Source organism: Sphingomonas sp. LR59 (genome assembly GCF_036855945.1).
In the GTDB taxonomy this organism is placed as follows: domain Bacteria; phylum Pseudomonadota; class Alphaproteobacteria; order Sphingomonadales; family Sphingomonadaceae; genus Sphingomonas.
In genome coordinates, this window is sequence record NZ_JASPFL010000001.1 from 1,246,530 (window position 1) to 1,264,099 (window position 17,570).

Sequence of the window (17,570 nt, forward strand, 5' to 3'; positions counted from 1 at the left end):
TTCGCGACGCCGGCCGGGCTTCGGCGTCTCGCGGTCAGCTTACGCTGGCTGCGTGCGCCGTGCGCCTCACCCGCTGTAGTACATGTCATACTCGACCGGGCTAGGCGTCATTTCCCAGCGCGCGACTTCCGCGTACTTGATCTCGACATAGCTCTCGATCTGGTCCTTCGAGAACACGTCGCCCTTCAGCAGGAAGTCGTGATCCGCGAGCAGGCATTCGAGCGCCTCGCGAAGCGACCCCGCGACGGTCGGGACCTGGGCGAGCTCTGCCGGCGGCAGATCGTACAGGTTCTTGTCCATCGCTTCGCCCGGATGGATCTTGTTGAGAATGCCGTCCATGCCGGCCATCATCAGCGCCGCATACGCGAGATACGGGTTGGCCAGCGCGTCGGGGAAACGCACTTCGACGCGCTTCGCCTTGGGGCCAGTTCCGTACGGAATGCGGCACGATGCCGAGCGGTTGCGTGCCGAATAGGCGAGCAGCACCGGCGCTTCGTAGCCGGGGACGAGGCGCTTGTAGCTGTTGGTCGACGGATTGGTGAACGCGTTGACCGCCTTGGCGTGCTTGATGATGCCGCCGATGAAATACAGGCACATGTCGCTCAGGCCCGCATAGCCGTTGCCGGCGAACAGCGGGGTCTTGCCTTCCCAGATCGAGAAATGCGTGTGCATCCCCGAACCATTGTCCTCCTTGATCGGCTTCGGCATGAACGTCGCGGTCTTGCCGTACGCATGCGCGACCTGGTGGACGACGTACTTGTAGATCTGCATGCGATCCGCGGTCTGCGTCAGCGTGCCGAAGGTCAGGCCCAGCTCATGCTGCGCGGCGGCGACCTCGTGGTGATGCTTGTCGCAGGGCAGGCCCATCTCGATCATCGTCGAGACCATCTCGCCGCGGATGTCGACGGCGCTGTCGACCGGTGCGACCGGGAAGTAACCGCCCTTGGCGCGCGGACGGTGGCCGAGGTTGCCGCCCTCATATTCGCGACCCGAATTGCCCGGCAGCTCGATGTCGTCGATCTTGTAGTAGCTGGTCGAGTAGCTGTTCTCGAAGCGGACGTCGTCGAACATGAAGAATTCGGCTTCGGGGCCGACATACACGGTGTCGCCGACGCCGGTGGTCAGCAGATACGCCTCGGCGCGCTTGGCGGTCGAGCGTGGATCGCGCGAATACAGTTCCCCGGTCGACGGATCGGCGATGTCGCAGATCAGGATCATCATCGGCGTCGCCGAGAACGGATCGACATAGACCGCGTCGAGATCGGGCTTGAGCGTCATGTCGCTCTCGTTGATCGCCTTCCAGCCCTCGATCGACGAACCGTCGAACATCAGGCCGTCGGTTAGCTCGTCTTCGCCGATCAGGCTCGCGACCATCGTCAGATGCTGCCACTTGCCCTTGGGATCGGTGAACCGCAGATCGACCCACTCGATCTCCTGGTCCTTGATCATATTGAGAACGTCGGAGGCCGAATTCGCCATGATGCTTGCCCTTCGTTTTGAGATTTCCGCCGCATCATGCGGGGAATCTAATTGCGGTATGGAACGGGATTTCCACACAATGTTGCGTCGCGTCAAATGACGATGTCGTCACTCGTCGTCAACGCCTCATGCGTGGTTCAAAACTAGATTGCGTCGTCGTCGCGCTCGCCGGTGCGGATGCGAAGCGCGCTCTCGACCGGGATGACGAAGATCTTGCCGTCGCCGATACGGCCGGTCTGCGCGGCTGCCGCGATCGCCTCGACGACGCGCTGCGCGAGCCCGTCCTCGACGACGACCTCGAGCTTTACCTTCGGCAGGAAGTCGACGACATATTCCGCGCCGCGGTACAGCTCGGTGTGGCCCTTCTGCCGGCCGAAGCCCTTGGCCTCGGTCACGGTGATGCCGCTCACGCCGATCTCGTGCAGCGCTTCCTTCACCTCATCCAGCTTGAACGGCTTGATGATGGCTTCGATCTTTTTCACAGGTACGCCCCCGATTGTTGAAACCCTTGCCCTTTCGGACGAGCTGTACGCCCTTGCGGGTCCAGTTTACGCCCTGAAGGGCGCCTTGCACCAAGCGTGCCAGCCGCAGCGCCCTTGGGCAACCGCGGAATATCGTTGATTTCACTGCCCAAAATTGCGGCACCTGGGCGGTGCGTGCGCAATCCAAGGGCAGGGGAGCCGATCACAGGATCTCGTGCAGCCGCGCGATAGGGCGGCCGAGCCGGACGCCCTTGTCGGTCTCGACCAGCGGGCGTTCGATCAGCAGCGGATCGATCATCATCGCGTCGAGGATCGCCTCGGCGTCGCCATGCTTGACTGCCTTGGCGCCGTCCTCGGCCATGCGGAGCCCCTGGCGCGGCGTCATGCCCGCCCGGTCATAGAGGCGGACGAGCTCCGCGCGGGAGGGCGGGTTCTTGAGGTATTCGACGATCGTGACGTCCGCTCCTGTCTCTTGCAGCAGCGCGAGCGCCTCGCGGGACTTCGAGCAACGCGGGTTGTGGTAGATCGTCGCCTTCACGAATGCTCCGTTATCATCTGGCACCCCGTCATCCCGCTCTACCTCCGTCATTCCAGCGAAAGCTGGGATCTCCCCGTTCGGGTCGCACCGCAAACCAAGCGGGAGATCCCAGCTTTTGCTGGGATGACGGGTGGGGGTGGGGCGGCCGTTAAGCCCCCTGCTTGGCGAGCCACTCTTCCAGCCACTTGATCGTGTACGCGCCTTCCTGGAACTCGGGATCGTCGAGCAGCGCACGGTGCAGCGGGATCGTCGTCGTGACGCCCTCGATCACCATCTCCTCGAGCGCACGCCGCAACCGCCGCAGCGCTCCCTGCCGAGTCGTCCCGTAGACGATCAGCTTGGCGATCATCGAGTCGTAGTAAGGCGGCACGCGATACCCCGCATACAATCCGCTATCGACGCGGACATGCATCCCGCCCGGCGCGTGATACACCTTCACCAGCCCCGGCGACGGCGCGAACGTGCGGGGGTCCTCGGCGTTGATGCGGCATTCGATCGCATGGCCGCGGAACTGGACGTCTTCCTGGCGGAGCGTCAGCGGATGGCCCTCGGCCACGCGAATCTGCTCGCGCACCAGGTCCAGCCCGGTGATCATCTCGGTCACCGGATGCTCGACCTGGAGCCGGGTATTCATCTCGATGAAGTAGAATTCGCCCGCTTCCCACAGGAATTCGATCGTCCCCGCGCCGCGATAGCCCATGTCGGCCATCGCCTTGGCGACGATCCCGCCCATCCGCTCGCGCTCTTCGGCGGTAATGATCGGCGAGGGCGCTTCCTCGAGCACTTTCTGGTGGCGGCGCTGCAAAGAGCAGTCGCGTTCGCCGAGGTGAATCGCGTTGCCGTTGCCGTCGCCGAAGATCTGGAATTCGATATGCCGCGGATTGCCGAGGTATTTTTCCATGTAGACGGTGGCATCGCCGAACGCGGCCTTCGCCTCGCTGCCGGCCTGCTGCATCTGGGTTTCGAGGTCTTCGGCGTCGTTGACGACCTTCATCCCACGACCACCGCCGCCCGATGCCGCCTTGATGATCACCGGATAGCCGATGTCCTCGGCGATCCGCTTCGCCTCGGCGATGTCGCTGATCGCACCGTCCGACCCGGGGACGAGCGGCAGGCCGAGCGCGCCCGCGGTGCGCTTCGCCTGGACTTTGTCGCCCATCGTCCGGATGTGCTCGGGCTTCGGGCCGACGAACAGGATGTTGTGGAGTTCAACGATCTCGGCGAACTGTGCGTTTTCGCTGAGAAAGCCGTAGCCCGGATGGATCGCGTCCGCGCCGGAGATTTCGGCGGCCGAGATGATGTTCGGGATGTTCAGATAGCTGTCCGCGGCGGACGGCGGTCCGATGCAGATCGCCTCGTCCGCCAGCCGGACGTGCATCGCGTCGGCGTCGGCGGTCGAGTGCACGGCCACCGTCTTGATGCCCATCTCGTGGCAGGCACGATGGATCCGCAGCGCGATCTCGCCGCGATTCGCAATGAGCAGCTTCTTGATTTGCGGCATTATTCCACCACGACCAGCGGCTGGTCGAACTCGACCGGCTGGCCGTTCTCGACCAGGATCGCGGTCACCGTGCCGGCCGACGGCGCCACGATCGTGTTCATCACCTTCATCGCCTCGATGATAAGCAACGTGTCGCCCGCATTGACCTTCTGGCCGACGGTCGAGAACGGCTTCGCCTCGGGGTTGGCGGCGAGATAGACCGTGCCGACCATCGGCGACTTGACCGCGCTCGCGCTGATCGCGGGAGCGGACGCGCCGACCTCGGCCTGCGGGATCGACAGCGGTGCGGAGACGGGGGTCGGGGCGGGCGCCTGCGCGTAGTGCGCGACTGGTGCGGCCTGCGCGGCCTTGCGCGCGACGCGAATCCGGCGCGAGCCGTCCTCGACCTCGATCTCGGTCAGCTGCGTGGTGTCGAGCAGTTCGGCGAGCTGGCGCACTAGGGTCACGTCGACCTGCATTGCGCCTGTGGTTTCTGGTGTATCGTTCATGGCGGGGCCTCCTGTCAGAACCGTGCGACGGCTTCAAGCGCGAGCAGATACGAAAGCGCGCCGAAACCCGCGATCGTGCCCTTTGCGGCTTGGCCGACCAGGCTCACATGCCTGAACGATTCACGCCTGTGGGGATTGGAAAGATGCACTTCGATCACTGGAGTCTTCACGCCCTTGATCGCGTCGTGCACCGCGACCGAGGTATGCGTGAATGCGCCCGCGTTGAGGATCACGGCCTTCGCACCCCGTGCCTGCGCCTCCTGGATCCAGTCGACGAGGTGCCCCTCGTGATTCGACTGGCGCATGTCGATTTCCAGGTTGAGCTCGCGCGCGCGGTCCTCCAGCATCCCGGCGATATCGTCGAGCGTCTCGTCGCCATAGATTTCCGGCTCGCGCGTTCCCAGCAGGTTGAGGTTGGGGCCGTTCAGGACGAACACTGTCGCAGTGACGGTATCTGGCAAGGGCAGCTCCTAGTTGCGGGGGCTGCGAACGACCCCCTATATGCGTCGTCCCACCCTTACCCGTTCGTGTCGAGCGAAGTCGAGACATGAGACAAGCAGCGGACGGGTGGTTTCTCGATCAGCCTGTCCCGAGCCATGTCGAGGGGCTCGCAACGAACGGAAAGTTTTGCATGCCCCACTCCGATGGTACCGTCTCCATTACCGTCAACGGCGAACACAAGCGGGTGACGGCCGGGTTGAGCCTAGCGGGACTCGCGACCGAACTCGGCCTTGTACCCGAAAAGATCGCGGTCGAGCGGAACATGGAGGTCGTGCCGCGTTCGACCTTGGCGGACGTGATGGTCGAGGACGGCGACGACCTTGAGATCGTGCATTTCGTCGGTGGTGGCGACCACGAGGACAGCTGGACGGTCGCGGGCAAGACGTTCAAGTCTCGGCTGATCGTCGGTACCGGCAAGTACAAGGACTTCGCGCAGAACGCCGCCGCGGTCGAGGCGTCGGGCGCGGAGATCGTCACGGTTGCGGTCCGCCGCGTCAACGTGTCGGACCGCAACGCACCGATGCTGACCGATTTCATCGACCCAAAGAAGATCACCTATCTCCCCAACACCGCCGGCTGCTTCGACGCCGAATCGGCGATTCGCACGCTGCGACTGGCGCGCGAGGCGGGCGGCTGGGATCTCGTGAAGCTCGAAGTACTCGGCGAGGCGAAGACGCTCTATCCCGACATGGTCGAGACGCTGCGCGCGACCGAGATCCTCGCCAACGAGGGCTTCAAGCCGATGGTCTATTGCGTCGACGATCCGATCGCCACCAAGCGGCTGGAGAATGCCGGCGCGGTCGCGATCATGCCGCTGGGGGCGCCGATCGGCTCGGGGCTCGGGATCCAGAACCGCGTGACGATCCGGCTGATCGTCGAGGGGCAGGGGTGCCCGTGCTGGTCGACGCCGGCGTCGGGACCGCGTCCGATGCGGCGGTGGCGATGGAGCTTGGCTGCGACGGCGTGCTGATGAACACCGCGATCGCCGAGGCGAAGGACCCGCTGATGATGGCGGCGGCGATGAAGGCCGCGGTCGAATCGGGGCGGCTCGCCTACCGCGCCGGGCGGATGGGGCAGCGTCGCTATGCCGATCCGTCGAGTCCGCTGGCAGGGTTGATTTGAAACATATGTCATGACGCAAACGTCACGGAACCCTCGATAAAGACGGCCGTTATACCTCTGCAAGTTCAAGCGGCCCGGTTGGCGGGCCCGCAAAAGCAAGTGGAGGCTCTGATGGGCGAGTTCACCGACAAGGTCGCAGCAGCAGGCAACAAGGTTGCAGGCAACGTCAAGGAAGCCGTCGGCAAGGCGACCGATAACGGGAAGCTGGTAGCCGAAGGCGAAGCGCAGCAGGCCAAGGGCACTGCGCAGAACGTCAAGGGCAGCGTCAAGGGCGCACTCGGCGACGACATCTAAGCTTTGGCTTGATGTGAGAATACAGGCCGCTTCGGGAAACCGGAGCGGCCTTTTCTTTGCGCGGTCAATTGAGGCTGCTGCCACCATCAGAACTGCCACCACCCCGGCGAAGGCCGGGGCCCAATTGGGGGACGGTTCTGATTAAGGGCAGCGCGCCCTTACATCGGCCATGCCAATTGGGCCCCGGCCTTCGCCGGGATGGTGCCTTTGCCAAGATAGTGCCTTCGCCAAGGTCGTGTCGGGCGCCGAACCAAACCGCCTTGCCCAACTCGCCAACCTCCCCCACGAGCACCCGCATGACTCTCCCCACCCGCACCTACGCCGCGTTCCTGTTCGACATGGACGGCACGATCCTCACCTCGATTGCGTCGGCCGAGCGCACCTGGACCAAATGGGCGATCGCGCATGGCCTCGACGCCGCGACGTTCGTGCCGACGATCCACGGCGTGCAGTCGGTCGAGACGGTCCGCCGCTTGAACCTCCCCGGCGTCGACCCGGTCGCCGAAGCCGCGGCGATCACTGCCGCCGAAATGGAGGATGTCGACGATATCGAACCGATCGCCGGGGCTGCCGCGTTCCTGGCCAGCCTGCCGCCCGAACGCTGGACGATCGTCACGTCCGCCCCGCGCGCGCTCGCCGAAGTGCGGTTGAAGGCTGCCGGCCTGCCGATGCCTGCCACCATGATCGCCGCCGACGACATCCCCAACGGCAAACCCGCACCGGACTGCTTCCTCGTCGCGGCCGAACGGCTCGGCGTTGCGGCGGGCGATTGCCTCGTGTTCGAGGACGCCGCCGCAGGGATTGCGGCGGGTGAAGCGGCGGGGGCGGATGTGCTGGTTATTACCGCCACGCATTCGCACGGTGTCGCGACGTCACATCCGACGGTGGTCGATTATGTCGGGTTGTCGGTCGCGGTCGGGCCAGACGGTCTGGTCGTCACGCGAGACTGACGCCCCGCCCGCCGTCATCCTGACGAAAGTCAGGATCCAGAGCTACGAAGCGCACCGACGGTTACCCTGGATCCTGACTTTCGTCAGGATGACGGAGGTGAGGGTAGCATCTGGGGCTCAGAACAGCCCCTCGATCAGCCCTTCGTCGTTCAAATGAATCGCCTCCGCTGCGGGCACGCGCGGCAGGCCCGGCATCGTCATGATCTCGCCGCAGATCGCGACGACGAACCCCGCACCCGCCGCAAGGCGGACTTCGCGGACCGGCACGATGTGACCGGTCGGCGCGCCCAACAGAGCGGGATCGGTCGAGAAGCTATACTGCGTCTTGGCGAGGCAAACGGGCAGATGGCCGTAGCCCGCATCCTCCCAGCGCTTGAGTTGCGCGAGCACGCTCGGCTCCGCGACCGCATGCTCCGCGCGATAAATCCGCCGCGCCACGGTGTCGATCTTGTCGAACAGCGACAGTTCGTCGCCATAGATCGGCGCAAACCCGCCACCATGCGTCTCGCAGATCTCGGCGACCGCGTCGGCCAGTTCGACTGCGCCCGCGCCCCCGTCGGCCCAATGCCGGCACAGGATCGCGCGGGAGCCGTGCTGGGCTGCAGCCTCGACGATCGCGGCGATCTCCGCGTCGCTGTCGGTGTAGAAATGGTTGATCGCGACGATCGCGGGGACGCCGAACTGGCGGATGTTCTCGATGTGGCGGACGAGGTTGACCGCGCCCTTGCGGACCGCCTCGACATTTTCCTGCGCCAAGTCTGCCTTCGCGACGCCGCCATTCATCTTCAGCGCGCGCGCGGTCGCGACGATCACGACCGCGTCGGGGGCGAGACCCGCCTGGCGGCACTTGATGTCGAAGAACTTCTCGGCGCCCAGGTCCGCGCCGAAGCCGGCTTCGGTGACGACGTAATCACCCAACGACAATGCGGCGCGCGTGGCGATCACCGAGTTGCAGCCATGCGCGATGTTGGCGAACGGGCCACCGTGGAGGAACGCGGGGTCCCCTCCAGCGACTGGACGAGGTTGGGCTTGATCGCCTCGGCCAGCAGAACCGCCATCGCGCCGTCGGCCTTCAGGTCACGCGCGGTGATCGGCTTGCGGTCGCGGGTGTAGGCGACGACGATATCGCCGAGCCTGCGCTCCATGTCGGCGAGGTCGCTGGCGAGGCACAGGATCGCCATGACTTCGGAGGCGACGGTGATGTCGAAGCCCGATTCGCGCGGATAGCCGTTGGCGACGCCGCCGATCGACTGGACGATGTCGCGCAATGCGCGGTCGTTCATGTCGAGGACGCGGCGCCAGACCACGCGGCGGACGTCGATCTGGAGCGCGTTGCCCCAGTGGATGTGGTTGTCGATCATCGCCGCGAGCAGGTTGTGCGCCGCGGTGATGGCGTGGAAATCGCCGGTGAAGTGGAGGTTGATGTCCTCCATCGGCGCGACCTGCGCGCGGCCGCCACCGGTGGCGCCGCCCTTGGTGCCGAAGCACGGCCCGAGCGAGGGTTCGCGGAGCGCGAGAACCGCTTTGCGCCCGGTGTGGCGCAGCGCGTCAGCGAGACCGATTGAGGTCGTCGTCTTGCCTTCGCCGGCCGGGGTCGGGTTGATCGCCGTGACGAGGATCAGCCGGCCCTTGGCGCCCGACTTCCGCGTTTCGAGCCAGTCGAGCGCGATCTTTGCCTTGAAGCGGCCGTAAGGCTCTATCGCCGCGTCGGGGATGCCGAGGCCGTCCGCGATGGTGGCGATGGGGCGCAGCGCGACGCTGCGGGCGATGGCGATATCGGTGTCCATGCGGATCGGCCTAGCGAGGGTCGCGACAGGTTTCCAGATGCTACGCTAGCGCGGGCGACGGCATTTCCGTAAACGCGACCGCAATGACGGATACCGACAGCAAGACGCCCGAGACTTCCTCCGGAATGACGCCCGCTTTGACCACCGTGTTTGCGGTCGCGTGCGGGATGATGGTGGCCAACCTCTATTATGCACAGGCGCTGATCGGCGAGATTGCGCCGGTGCTAGGTCTTCACGGCAGCACCGCCGGGCTGATCGTGACGCTGACGCAGCTCGGCTATGGCGCGGGCCTGTTGCTGATCGTGTCGCTCGCCGATCTGGTCGAGAATCGCCGGCTTATCCTGATGATGGTCGCGGGGACGACGGTCGGCCTGATCGGCGTCGTGTTCTCCAACGGCGCCATGAGCTTCCTCCTATTCTCGTTCGTCACCGGCTTCTGTTCGGTCGGAACGCAGATCATGGTGCCGCTCGCCGCGCACCTGGCGCCGGATGCCAAGCGCGGCCAGGTAATCGGCAACATCATGGCCGGGCTCATCACCGGGATCATGCTGGCACGGCCGCTGGCGAGCGGACTCGCATCGATCGCGGGATGGCGCGCGATCTTCGCGGTGTCGGCGGTTGCGATGGTCGCACTCGCGCTATTGCTGGCCAAGATGCTGCCCGAGCGGCGACCGAGCCCGGGTCTCGGCTATGGCCAGATCCTAGCGTCGAGCTTCCGGCTGCTCGCGCGGACGCCGGCGATCCGGCGGCGGACGGCGTATCAGGCGACGATGTTCGCGATCTTCAACTTGTTCTGGACCGCGGTGCCACTGGTCCTCGCGCGCCAGTTCGGTCTGGGACAAGTCGGTATCGCTCTGTTCGCGCTGGCGGGAGCGGGCGGTGCGCTGACCGCGCCGATCGCCGGCCGGTTGGGGGACCGCGGCTATATCCGGATGGGGACCGGGATCGCGCTGGGGAGTGCGATCGTCGCCTGCCTGGTCGCGGGCTGGGCGGGCGCGGCGCATATGCTGATCGTGCTCGCGCTCGCGGCGGTGCTGCTCGATGCCGCGACGCAGTTGAACCAGGTGCTCGGCCAGCGCGTGATCTATTCGATCGCGCCCGAGGCGCGCGGGCGGATCAATGCGATCTACATGACCGTCGTGTTCCTCGGCGGGGCGGCGGGATCGATGCTGGCGTCGTTCAGCCTGTATCATGGCGGCTGGACCGCGACGATGGCGGTTGGCGGCGGGCTGGCAGTGGCGGCGTTCGCGCTGTTCCTGACCGAGCCGCGCGGCGATCACATCCTGAGCGGATCCGCGTAACCGGTTAGCTCGAGATAGCCGCTGCCGCCGGCGGTGCGGACCGCGCCCTCCCAATAGACCGGCATGCCGCTGCGGCGCGCGTCGAGTTCCTGATCGGCGAACAGCGGGGTCAGGTCGAACCGGCGGAGGCCTTCGGGCAGGCGGATGCTGAGCCGTTGCGTAACGGGGTAGAGCGCGCCGGTGCGCGGCGAGCGCCACTGCCTGAGCGGATCGAAACGGACGTCGCCGGGCGCGAACCGGACGACGGGGCCGTCTGCGCGACGGAGCGAGCCGCCCGCCCACACCTGTTTGCCGCCAGCCCCTCGGATCCGGAACGCCATCAGCGCGCCGCCATCGTCGAGGTTCAGCCCGGTCCAGTCCCACCCAACCGCACCGCCGCCGAGATAATCCGAAGACCATTCGCGATCGAGCCAAGCCTGGCCGGTGACCGGCTGCGCCTTCCTGTCGCGCGTGAGGCTTCCCGTCACCGCGAGGTGCGGGACCGAGTAATAATAGCTTGCCTGTTCGGGGCGGGGGCCCTTCTGGCTGTAGCCGTCCTGGCCTTCGAGCAGCGGGGGCTGGCGTGGGGTGAGGGTCAGCGCGAGCGCGAAGTCGGGCGTCGCGACATTGGTGACGAAGCGACCGTCGGGGAGGCGGCGGATCCGCCAGTCACGCAAGGTCATGTCGGTGTCGCCGATCCGCGCCTGAGCTAGGCCGAAGCCGGCGCGGGCCGCGCGCTCGCCGTGAAGCAAGTGGCCGATGCTCGGGTCCGATAGGGCGGCATGCGCGAACAGGATCTGTTTCGGCGCGAACCGGCTCGGGTTGGCGGCGTCGGTTTTTGGCGTGGTGCGGAAGAAGGTGATCTGGAAGCCGAGATCACGGCCTTCGCGGGTCTTGAGCAGGCCGGTGACGTACCACCATTCGGTACGGAATGCGGGGTGGGCGCCGTGCTCGCGGGGGAAGACGAAGCGCGCGCCGGGGCGGACGACGGGATAATCGGTCGCGGCGGGCGTTGCGGCGGTGAGCGCGAGCGCAGCGGCGGTGAGAACGGATTTGACCGAGCGGCGCATCACCAATCCTCCCTGACCACGCGGACCGCGTCGGCGGCAATCGCGCGGCGTCCGGCGAGCGTGGCGGTGCCGGCGGCGGCAATGACCAGTGCGCCTGCGACGCTGACGACGATACCCCAGGGCACCCGCGTTGCCATCGTCCAGTTGAACGACTGCGGATTGATAACGTGGACGAGGACCTGTGCCATGATGCCGCCGAGCGCGATCCCGGCGATCCCACCGACCAGCCCGAGCAACGCGCCTTCGCTCGCCAGCATCGCGATGATCTGGCGTTTCGAGACGCCGATGTGGCGGAGCATGCCGAACTCGCGCGTGCGAGCGATGGTCTGCGCAGACATCGTCGCAGCGACCCCGGCCAGCCCGACGAGGATCGCGACCGCCTCGAGCAGATAGGTGACAGCGAAGCTGCGGTCGAACAGCTCGAGCGCATAGCGGCGCAACGTCGCCGGTTGGGCGATCGAGATCAGGCTGGCGAGCGCGCGAGGGAGCGGGCGGCGAGCGCGCGTTGGACTTCGCGGGAATTGGCGGCGGGGCGAAGCGTGATCGCCGCCTCGGTGCGGGTAAGGTCGCCCGTCGCCTTCGCATAGTCGGTGTCGCGGATCACTATCGCTCCCTGCTGTCGGGCATAGTCCCGCCAGATCCCGGCGACCGCATAGCGACCGGCGAGCGGAAGCGTGACAGGTGCGCCGACCTTCCAGCCATAAAGCCGGGCGGCAGGTTCGGAGAGCCAGATCGGTGTCGTGCCGGCGGGGAGACGCTCGGCCTTGTCGAGCAATACCAGCGTCGGATCCTCGCCGTCAGCGACCGGACGGGCGACCAGAGTCACGGGCGGACGATCGGCGCGAAGCGTAAGCGGCACCTGACGGCTGAACGCGATGCGGGCCACGCCGGGCGTCGCGCGGAGGACCGCCTGCGCGGCGGGATCATAGCCGTTGCCACCCTCGACCCGCAGATACAGGTCGTCCGACAGGATCTGGCCGAGCCATTCGTCGACCGCGCCGCGGAAGCTGGTGACCATTACCGCCATCGCGATCATCAGCGCGGTACTGGCGACGATCCCGCACAGCGCGGTGGCGGCCTGGCCGGGGGCGCCGTGAAGATGACGAATCGCGAGGCCTGTCGCGACGTTGCGGTCAGGGCGGCGGGCGAGGGGCTCAGCAACGTCCGCGCGAGCCAGGGCATGCCGGCGATGCCGCCTGCAAGGATCAGCGCCATGCTGGCGAACCCGAACAATGGCAGCCCGCCGACCGCCGGAAGCAGCGCCGCGACGCCGCCGACCGCGATCAGGACCGCGGCAGGGATCCAGGGGACCGGCGTGCGCGGATCGATCACGTCGCCCGCATTGCGCAACGCCGCAGCTGGCGCGGCGCGGGCGGCGATGCGCGCCGGGAGGACGCTGCCCGCGACCGCTGCGAGCAGGCCGAGCGAGAAGAAGCCGACTGCGGCGGCTGGGGCGAAGGTCAGACGGACGCTGCCATCGGCGAAATAGCCTGCGCCGAGATCGCCACCGAACCGGGTCAGTGCGGCATAGGCGAGCGCATGACCGAGCAGCAGTCCAAGGCTCGACCCGATCACGCCGATCGCGAGACCTTCGAGCGCGACGGTGGCGACGATCCCGTTGCGTGGCAGGCCAAGCGTGCGGATCAGTGCGAAGGCCCGCAGCCGGCGCGCGACCGACAGCGACTGCGCGGAGAACACCAGAAAGCCGCCGGTCAGCAATGCGACGAGCGCGAGCATGTCGAGATTGACGCGATAGGCACGCGACAGCGCGTCGCTGCGCGAGGCATCGCTCGCGCTGGTCCCGATCGTCGCGTCGCGCGGCAGAATCGTGGCGAGCGCGGCTGTGGATGCGCCATCGGCCTGCTTGACGTCGATCCGGTCGAGCCGCCCGAGCCTGCCGAACCGCCACTGCGCAGTGGCGATGTCGACGACGCCGATCGCCTGGCCTTCCGCGACGCCGGGGAGGGCACCGGCGATGCGCAACGGCGTGGCCCGACCGTTGGCGGCGACGGTCAGCCTGTCGCCCGGCTTGGTGCCGATAGCGCGCATCGCCGCTGACGAGAGGAACAGCGCTTGTTCATCGAACGCGTCGTCGGTGCGACGGTCGATCCCGGCGGGCGCGATGCCGACCAGCGACGGCGTAACCTGAGCCGCGCGAATCACGTCAAGACCCAGCAGCGTGAAGCGCGCCTTGCCGGCTGTGGCGCGTAGCACGACGACCGGACTTGCATCGGCGACGCCGGACGCAGTCGAGACCCTAGCGTACAGCGCCTCGTCAAAGCCCAGCGGTGTGGTCGCGTTGACCTGGACATCCGCGCTGCCGTTGACGGTCCGCAGCGCGCCTTCGAACGACGTCAGCGCCGACCCGTTGACGAGATGAACCGCGAAGCCGAGCGCCACGCCGATCGCGATCGCAACCGCGGTGAGGGCGAGCCGGGCAGGGTGCGCACGCCATTCCCCGCCGATCAACCAACCCAGCGCAAGCCGCGCCGACACGAGGCTCACGGCCGCCGTTCCAGACCCGTCGCGGTCAGTGTCAGGACGACGTCCGCAATCGCCGCGGCGGCTTCGGAATGCGTGACGATGATCGCCGCGGCCCCGTCCTCGCGAACTGCCGTTGAGAACAGGTCGAGAACACTTGCCGCGGTATCGGGATCGAGATTGCCGGTCGGCTCGTCGGCGAGAATGATTGCTGGGCGATGGACGAAGGCGCGAGCGATCGCGACGCGCTGCAATTCGCCACCCGACAGATCGCGCGCATAGCCGTCGCCGCGAGCGCCGAGACCGACGCGATCGAGCATATCGTCGGCGCGCGCGGCGAGCGCCTTGCGATCGGCGGACACGAGCGCGAGCGGCAAAGCGACGTTTTGACGCAGCGTCAGGTACGGCAGGACGTGAAACGCCTGGAAGACGAAGCCGACCCGCGTCGCGCGGAGACGGGTCAACGCGGCTTCATCGAGCGATCCGAGATCGACGCCCTCGACCACGACATGCCCGGCATCGGCGCGGTCGAGACCGGCGAGGATATTGAGCAGCGTAGATTTTCCCACGCCGCTCTCGCCGACGATCGCGATCAACTGGCCACGCTGGGCGACCAGGTCGAGATTGCGGAACAGTTCGCGACCACCGGGCACCGACTTTGCAAGACCCGAAACGCGCAGAAGGCTATCGTCAATCATACGTCGCTCATGCCATGCGCGCCGAGCTTACGACAGTGACGCGAGGGTGCGCTAGGTTTCTTTTCCGACGCATATGCCGGGACGAGCAAGGGCCTCACCCGCCAAATACGATAACTGATTTAACATAATATATATTATCGATCTTGCAGAGATGGTGAGATTGATACCGGATACAGAGCGTTCGTGATCCCCGGCCACCAATTGCCTGTCAGCAGCGCAATGAGCGTCGCGCTTTGGTGACGTCGCGCGCTATGGCGATACGATAGGTTGATGACAGGCAGATGATTTCGATGATCGAACGGTTGGTGTCCATCATGGCGCGGTTGCGCGATCCGGTCGACGGATGCGAATGGGATCGCGTCCAGACCTGGTCGACCGTCGCGCCGTACACGATCGAGGAAGCGTATGAGGTCGCCGATGCCATCGCACGCGACGATCCTGCCGATCTGAAGGACGAACTGGGCGACCTGCTGCTCCAGGTCGTGTTCCACAGCCGCATCGCCGAGGAATCGGGCGCGTTCACATTGGCCGATGTTGTCGCCGCGATCAGCGACAAGATGGAGCGCCGCCATCCGCATATCTTCGGCGATGCCGCGATCTCGCCGGGATGGGAAACGATCAAGGCAGCTGAGCGTGCGGAGAAGTCCGATCCCAGCGCCTTGGCCGGAGTCGCGATCGGCCTGCCCGCCTTGTCGCGCGCCGAGAAACTGCAGAAGCGCGCCGCACGCACAGGGTTCGACTGGCCCGATTCGGCAGGGCCGCTCGCGAAGGTTTTTGAGGAAATCGAGGAAGTTCGCGAAGCTGGCTCAGATACCGTGGCAGAAGAAGTCGGCGACCTGCTGTTCGCAGTGACGAACTGGGCGCGTCATCTCGGCATCGATCCGGAGGCGGCGTTACGCGCCGGCAATGCGAAGTTCGAGGCGCGGTTCCGGGCGATCGAGGCCGATGGCGGCGATGCCTTCGCCGCCATGACACTCGATCAGAAGGAAGCCCTGTGGCAATCGGTCAAGCGTCGCGGCGGATGAACCGGTCGTAGTCGGTTTCCGACAGCCGCACGTCGTAGGTCGTCTCGAGTTCGTCATCCAAGCTGCCAAGCACCTCACCGTGCGCATGCAGCCATGCCGCGCCCGCCCCGTCGGTCGCATCGAGCGTAATGCTGTAGCGACGATGCGCGCCGGTTAGCTTGGCGGCGACCTGGTGGATCAACTCATCCACCCCTTCCCCGCTCAGCGCCGAGATGGCGACCACGTCGTCGCGGTGCGCGGCTTGGCCGGCGATCTCGTCATGCGTATCGGCATCGAGCAGATCGAGTTTGTTCCAGACCTCGAACCGCGGCGTGTTCTCGTCGACGCCGATCTCGGCCAGCACGGTCTCGACGTCGGTGCGCTGCGCTTCGGTATCGGGATGCGCGATGTCACGAATATGGACGAGCAGATCGGCAGAGACCACCTCCTCGAGCGTCGCCTTGAACGCGGCGACTAACTGCGTCGGCAGGTCCGAGACAAATCCCACCGTGTCCGACAGGATCGCCTTGTCGATGCCGGGCAACTGGATCTGCCGCAACGTCGGGTCGAGCGTGGCGAACAGCAGATCCTCTGCCATCACGTCGGCGCCCGTGAGCCGGTTGAACAGCGTCGACTTGCCCGCATTGGTGTAGCCGACCAGCGCGATCACTGGCCACGGCGCACGCTGGCGCCGCTCGCGGTGAAGCCCACGGGTGCGGCTGACCTGCTCCAATTCGCGCTTCAACCGGGCCATCCGGTCGCGGATCAGGCGGCGATCCGCCTCGATCTGGGTCTCGCCCGGACCGCCGAGGAAGCCGAAGCCACCGCGCTGGCGTTCGAGATGGGTCCAGCTCCGTACCAGCCGGCCGGCCTGATAATCGAGATGCGCGAGTTCGACCTGCAAGCGGCCCTCGGCGGTCGCTGCGCGCTCGCCGAAGATCTCGAGGATCAGCCCGGTGCGATCGATGACCTTGGTCTCGAGCGCCTTTTCGAGATTGCGCTGCTGGACCGGGCTGAGACTCGCGTCGAACACGACGAGCCCCGCCTCTTCCATCCGCACCTGGGTCGCGAGCAGTTCGACCTGACCGCTGCCTATCAGCGTCGCCGGCTTGGGCTGACGAACGCGGTAAGCGATCCGCTCGACCACCTCGACGCCGATCGCCGCGGCGAGACCGGCGGTCTCCTCCAAGCGAGCATCGACGTCGCGCGATGCGTCACCCTGGTCGGGCAACACCACGATCGCGCGCGTACCGCGGGTGAACTCGTCCCGATCGCGTTCGAAACCGCTACTCAATCGTCATGGTCCGCGTCATCGACATCATCCGTATCAGTGGGTTCCTCGGCGAGGTTCAGCGGGCGCGCCGGCTGGATCGTCGAGACCGCGTGCTTATAGACGAGCTGTGCCATGCCTTCGCGCTGGAGAAGCATGCAGAACAGGTCGAAGCCGGCGATCTGGCCCTGCAGCATGACGCCGTTGATCAGGAACATCGTCACGCTGTCTTCGGACTTGCACACCGCATTGAGGAAAATGTCCTGCAACAGCGGATGCTTCTTCTGGTTCTCTCCGACCGCGTCCACGATTGCCGACACGTCCATCGGTCCGGCGGGCATGATCGTCGAAATGGCGTGCTTGTAGATCAGCTGCGACTGGCCGTCGCGGCGGAGCAGCACGGAAAAATTATCGAACCATGTGACGATGCCCTGGAGCTTCACGCCCTTGACGAGGAACATCGTGACCGGCGTCTTGGAACGCCGGAGTGCGTTCAGGAAGAGGTCCTGAAGCGAGCCTGGTTTATCGGCCAATGGGATAACCCTTTGTTTTTGGCGGGACTTTGCCCGCAAGGCGCTGTTTCCCAGCGTCGGAGATGCACCCGGTTACCGGGCACCGTATATGA

At 66.1% G+C, this 17,570-nt stretch carries 17 protein-coding genes and 2 pseudogenes; 5 read left to right on the forward strand and 14 right to left on the reverse strand.

Annotated elements, in window-relative coordinates:
- Nucleotides 1–66: 66 nt before the first annotated feature.
- The 6 genes from glnA to aroQ all read right to left on the reverse strand — a co-directional run bounded on the left by glnA (nt 67) and on the right by aroQ (nt 4,949).
- The gene (gene glnA / locus QP164_RS05600) at nt 67–1,479 is read right to left on the reverse strand and encodes a type I glutamate--ammonia ligase (protein WP_056490605.1); all 1,413 of its coding nucleotides are present in this window, start codon (nt 1,477–1,479) and stop codon (nt 67–69) included.
- Between the two features lie 143 nt (nt 1,480–1,622).
- Entirely contained in the window at nt 1,623–1,961 is a 339-nt protein-coding gene (locus QP164_RS05605; RefSeq protein ID WP_055875939.1) for a P-II family nitrogen regulator, read from the reverse strand.
- Nucleotides 1,962–2,163: 202 nt separating this feature from the next.
- A complete protein-coding gene (locus tag QP164_RS05610) occupies nt 2,164–2,499 on the reverse strand; it encodes an arsenate reductase family protein (protein ID WP_333922468.1) in 336 nt (111 codons plus the stop codon).
- A gap of 148 nt (nt 2,500–2,647) precedes the next feature.
- Nucleotides 2,648–4,000 carry an acetyl-CoA carboxylase biotin carboxylase subunit gene (gene accC / locus QP164_RS05615; RefSeq protein ID WP_333922469.1) on the reverse strand — a complete coding sequence of 451 codons (1,353 nt, stop codon included), beginning with the start codon at nt 3,998–4,000 and terminating at the stop codon, nt 2,648–2,650.
- Entirely contained in the window at nt 4,000–4,488 is a 489-nt protein-coding gene (gene accB / locus QP164_RS05620) for an acetyl-CoA carboxylase biotin carboxyl carrier protein (RefSeq protein ID WP_333922470.1), read from the reverse strand. Before accB ends, accC begins: the two co-directional genes overlap by 1 nt.
- 14 nt (nt 4,489–4,502) lie before the next feature.
- Nucleotides 4,503–4,949, reverse strand: a complete 447-nt coding sequence (aroQ, locus tag QP164_RS05625; RefSeq protein ID WP_435368345.1) for a type II 3-dehydroquinate dehydratase — start codon at nt 4,947–4,949, stop codon at nt 4,503–4,505.
- Between the two features lie 170 nt (nt 4,950–5,119).
- On the opposite strand from aroQ, the pseudogene thiS reads away from it, so the two are divergent.
- The 3 genes and pseudogenes from thiS (at nt 5,120) to QP164_RS05640 (ending at nt 7,355) form a co-directional block, all read left to right on the forward strand.
- Nucleotides 5,120–6,111 (forward strand): annotated as a pseudogene (gene thiS, locus QP164_RS05630) (sulfur carrier protein ThiS).
- Between the two features lie 111 nt (nt 6,112–6,222).
- Complete coding sequence (locus QP164_RS05635) at nt 6,223–6,405, forward strand: CsbD family protein (RefSeq protein ID WP_333922471.1); 183 nt, start codon at nt 6,223–6,225, stop codon at nt 6,403–6,405.
- Nucleotides 6,406–6,701: 296 nt separating this feature from the next.
- A complete protein-coding gene (locus tag QP164_RS05640) occupies nt 6,702–7,355 on the forward strand; it encodes an HAD-IA family hydrolase (protein WP_132734075.1) in 654 nt (217 codons plus the stop codon).
- 117 nt (nt 7,356–7,472) lie between these two features.
- Here the strand turns inward: QP164_RS05640 and QP164_RS05645 are convergent.
- Nucleotides 7,473–9,142, reverse strand: a pseudogene (locus QP164_RS05645) (formate--tetrahydrofolate ligase).
- An 83-nt stretch (nt 9,143–9,225) separates the two neighbouring features.
- On the opposite strand from QP164_RS05645, the gene QP164_RS05650 reads away from it, so the two are divergent.
- Nucleotides 9,226–10,443 carry an MFS transporter gene (locus tag QP164_RS05650; RefSeq protein WP_333922472.1) on the forward strand — a complete coding sequence of 406 codons (1,218 nt, stop codon included), beginning with the start codon at nt 9,226–9,228 and terminating at the stop codon, nt 10,441–10,443.
- Here QP164_RS05650 and QP164_RS05655 read toward each other — a convergent pair.
- From QP164_RS05655 to QP164_RS05675, 5 genes are read right to left on the reverse strand one after another with little or no spacing between them, the layout of a single operon-like run.
- Nucleotides 10,419–11,492: a lipocalin-like domain-containing protein gene (locus QP164_RS05655; protein ID WP_333922473.1), complete on the reverse strand. Its 1,074-nt coding sequence runs from the start codon at nt 11,490–11,492 to the stop codon at nt 10,419–10,421. The genes QP164_RS05650 and QP164_RS05655 overlap by 25 nt on opposite strands.
- Entirely contained in the window at nt 11,492–11,932 is a 441-nt protein-coding gene (locus QP164_RS05660; RefSeq protein ID WP_333922474.1) for an ABC transporter permease, read from the reverse strand. Before QP164_RS05660 ends, QP164_RS05655 begins: the two co-directional genes overlap by 1 nt.
- A gap of 23 nt (nt 11,933–11,955) precedes the next feature.
- Nucleotides 11,956–12,528 carry a hypothetical protein gene (locus tag QP164_RS05665; protein WP_333922475.1) on the reverse strand — a complete coding sequence of 191 codons (573 nt, stop codon included), beginning with the start codon at nt 12,526–12,528 and terminating at the stop codon, nt 11,956–11,958.
- The gene (locus QP164_RS05670; RefSeq protein WP_333922476.1) at nt 12,528–13,997 is read right to left on the reverse strand and encodes an ABC transporter permease; all 1,470 of its coding nucleotides are present in this window, start codon (nt 13,995–13,997) and stop codon (nt 12,528–12,530) included. Before QP164_RS05670 ends, QP164_RS05665 begins: the two co-directional genes overlap by 1 nt.
- Nucleotides 13,994–14,671, reverse strand: coding sequence for an ABC transporter ATP-binding protein (locus tag QP164_RS05675; RefSeq protein ID WP_132734065.1), 678 nt, complete (start codon nt 14,669–14,671; stop codon nt 13,994–13,996). Before QP164_RS05675 ends, QP164_RS05670 begins: the two co-directional genes overlap by 4 nt.
- Nucleotides 14,672–14,961: 290 nt before the next feature.
- Here QP164_RS05675 and mazG point away from each other — a divergent pair, with 290 nt between their 5' ends.
- Nucleotides 14,962–15,696: a nucleoside triphosphate pyrophosphohydrolase gene (gene mazG / locus QP164_RS05680; RefSeq protein WP_333922477.1), complete on the forward strand. Its 735-nt coding sequence runs from the start codon at nt 14,962–14,964 to the stop codon at nt 15,694–15,696.
- On the opposite strand, the gene hflX is transcribed toward mazG, so the two are convergent.
- On the reverse strand, nt 15,677–16,969 hold the full coding sequence (gene hflX / locus QP164_RS05685; protein ID WP_333922478.1) for a GTPase HflX: 1,293 nt from the start codon (nt 16,967–16,969) through the stop codon (nt 15,677–15,679). The genes mazG and hflX overlap by 20 nt on opposite strands.
- On the reverse strand, nt 16,966–17,532 hold the full coding sequence (gene hfq / locus QP164_RS05690) for an RNA chaperone Hfq (RefSeq protein WP_443027477.1): 567 nt from the start codon (nt 17,530–17,532) through the stop codon (nt 16,966–16,968). Before hfq ends, hflX begins: the two co-directional genes overlap by 4 nt.
- Nucleotides 17,533–17,570: the final 38 nt, after the last annotated feature.

What these genes read in the sequence shown, in the direction of transcription:
- glnA (WP_056490605.1), bottom strand. Translation starts at nt 1,479, where the DNA reads ATGGCGAATTCGGCCTCCGACGTTCTCAATATGATCAAGGACCAGGAG.
- accC (WP_333922469.1), bottom strand. Translation starts at nt 4,000, where the DNA reads ATGCCGCAAATCAAGAAGCTGCTCATTGCGAATCGCGGCGAGATCGCG.
- accB (WP_333922470.1), bottom strand. Translation starts at nt 4,488, where the DNA reads ATGAACGATACACCAGAAACCACAGGCGCAATGCAGGTCGACGTGACC.
- QP164_RS05635 (WP_333922471.1), top strand. Translation starts at nt 6,223, where the DNA reads ATGGGCGAGTTCACCGACAAGGTCGCAGCAGCAGGCAACAAGGTTGCA.
- QP164_RS05640 (WP_132734075.1), top strand. Translation starts at nt 6,702, where the DNA reads ATGACTCTCCCCACCCGCACCTACGCCGCGTTCCTGTTCGACATGGAC.
- QP164_RS05650 (WP_333922472.1), top strand. Translation starts at nt 9,226, where the DNA reads ATGACGGATACCGACAGCAAGACGCCCGAGACTTCCTCCGGAATGACG.
- QP164_RS05655 (WP_333922473.1), bottom strand. Translation starts at nt 11,492, where the DNA reads ATGCGCCGCTCGGTCAAATCCGTTCTCACCGCCGCTGCGCTCGCGCTC.
- QP164_RS05665 (WP_333922475.1), bottom strand. Translation starts at nt 12,528, where the DNA reads ATGATCGCGATGGCGGTAATGGTCACCAGCTTCCGCGGCGCGGTCGAC.
- QP164_RS05675 (WP_132734065.1), bottom strand. Translation starts at nt 14,671, where the DNA reads ATGATTGACGATAGCCTTCTGCGCGTTTCGGGTCTTGCAAAGTCGGTG.
- mazG (WP_333922477.1), top strand. Translation starts at nt 14,962, where the DNA reads ATGATCGAACGGTTGGTGTCCATCATGGCGCGGTTGCGCGATCCGGTC.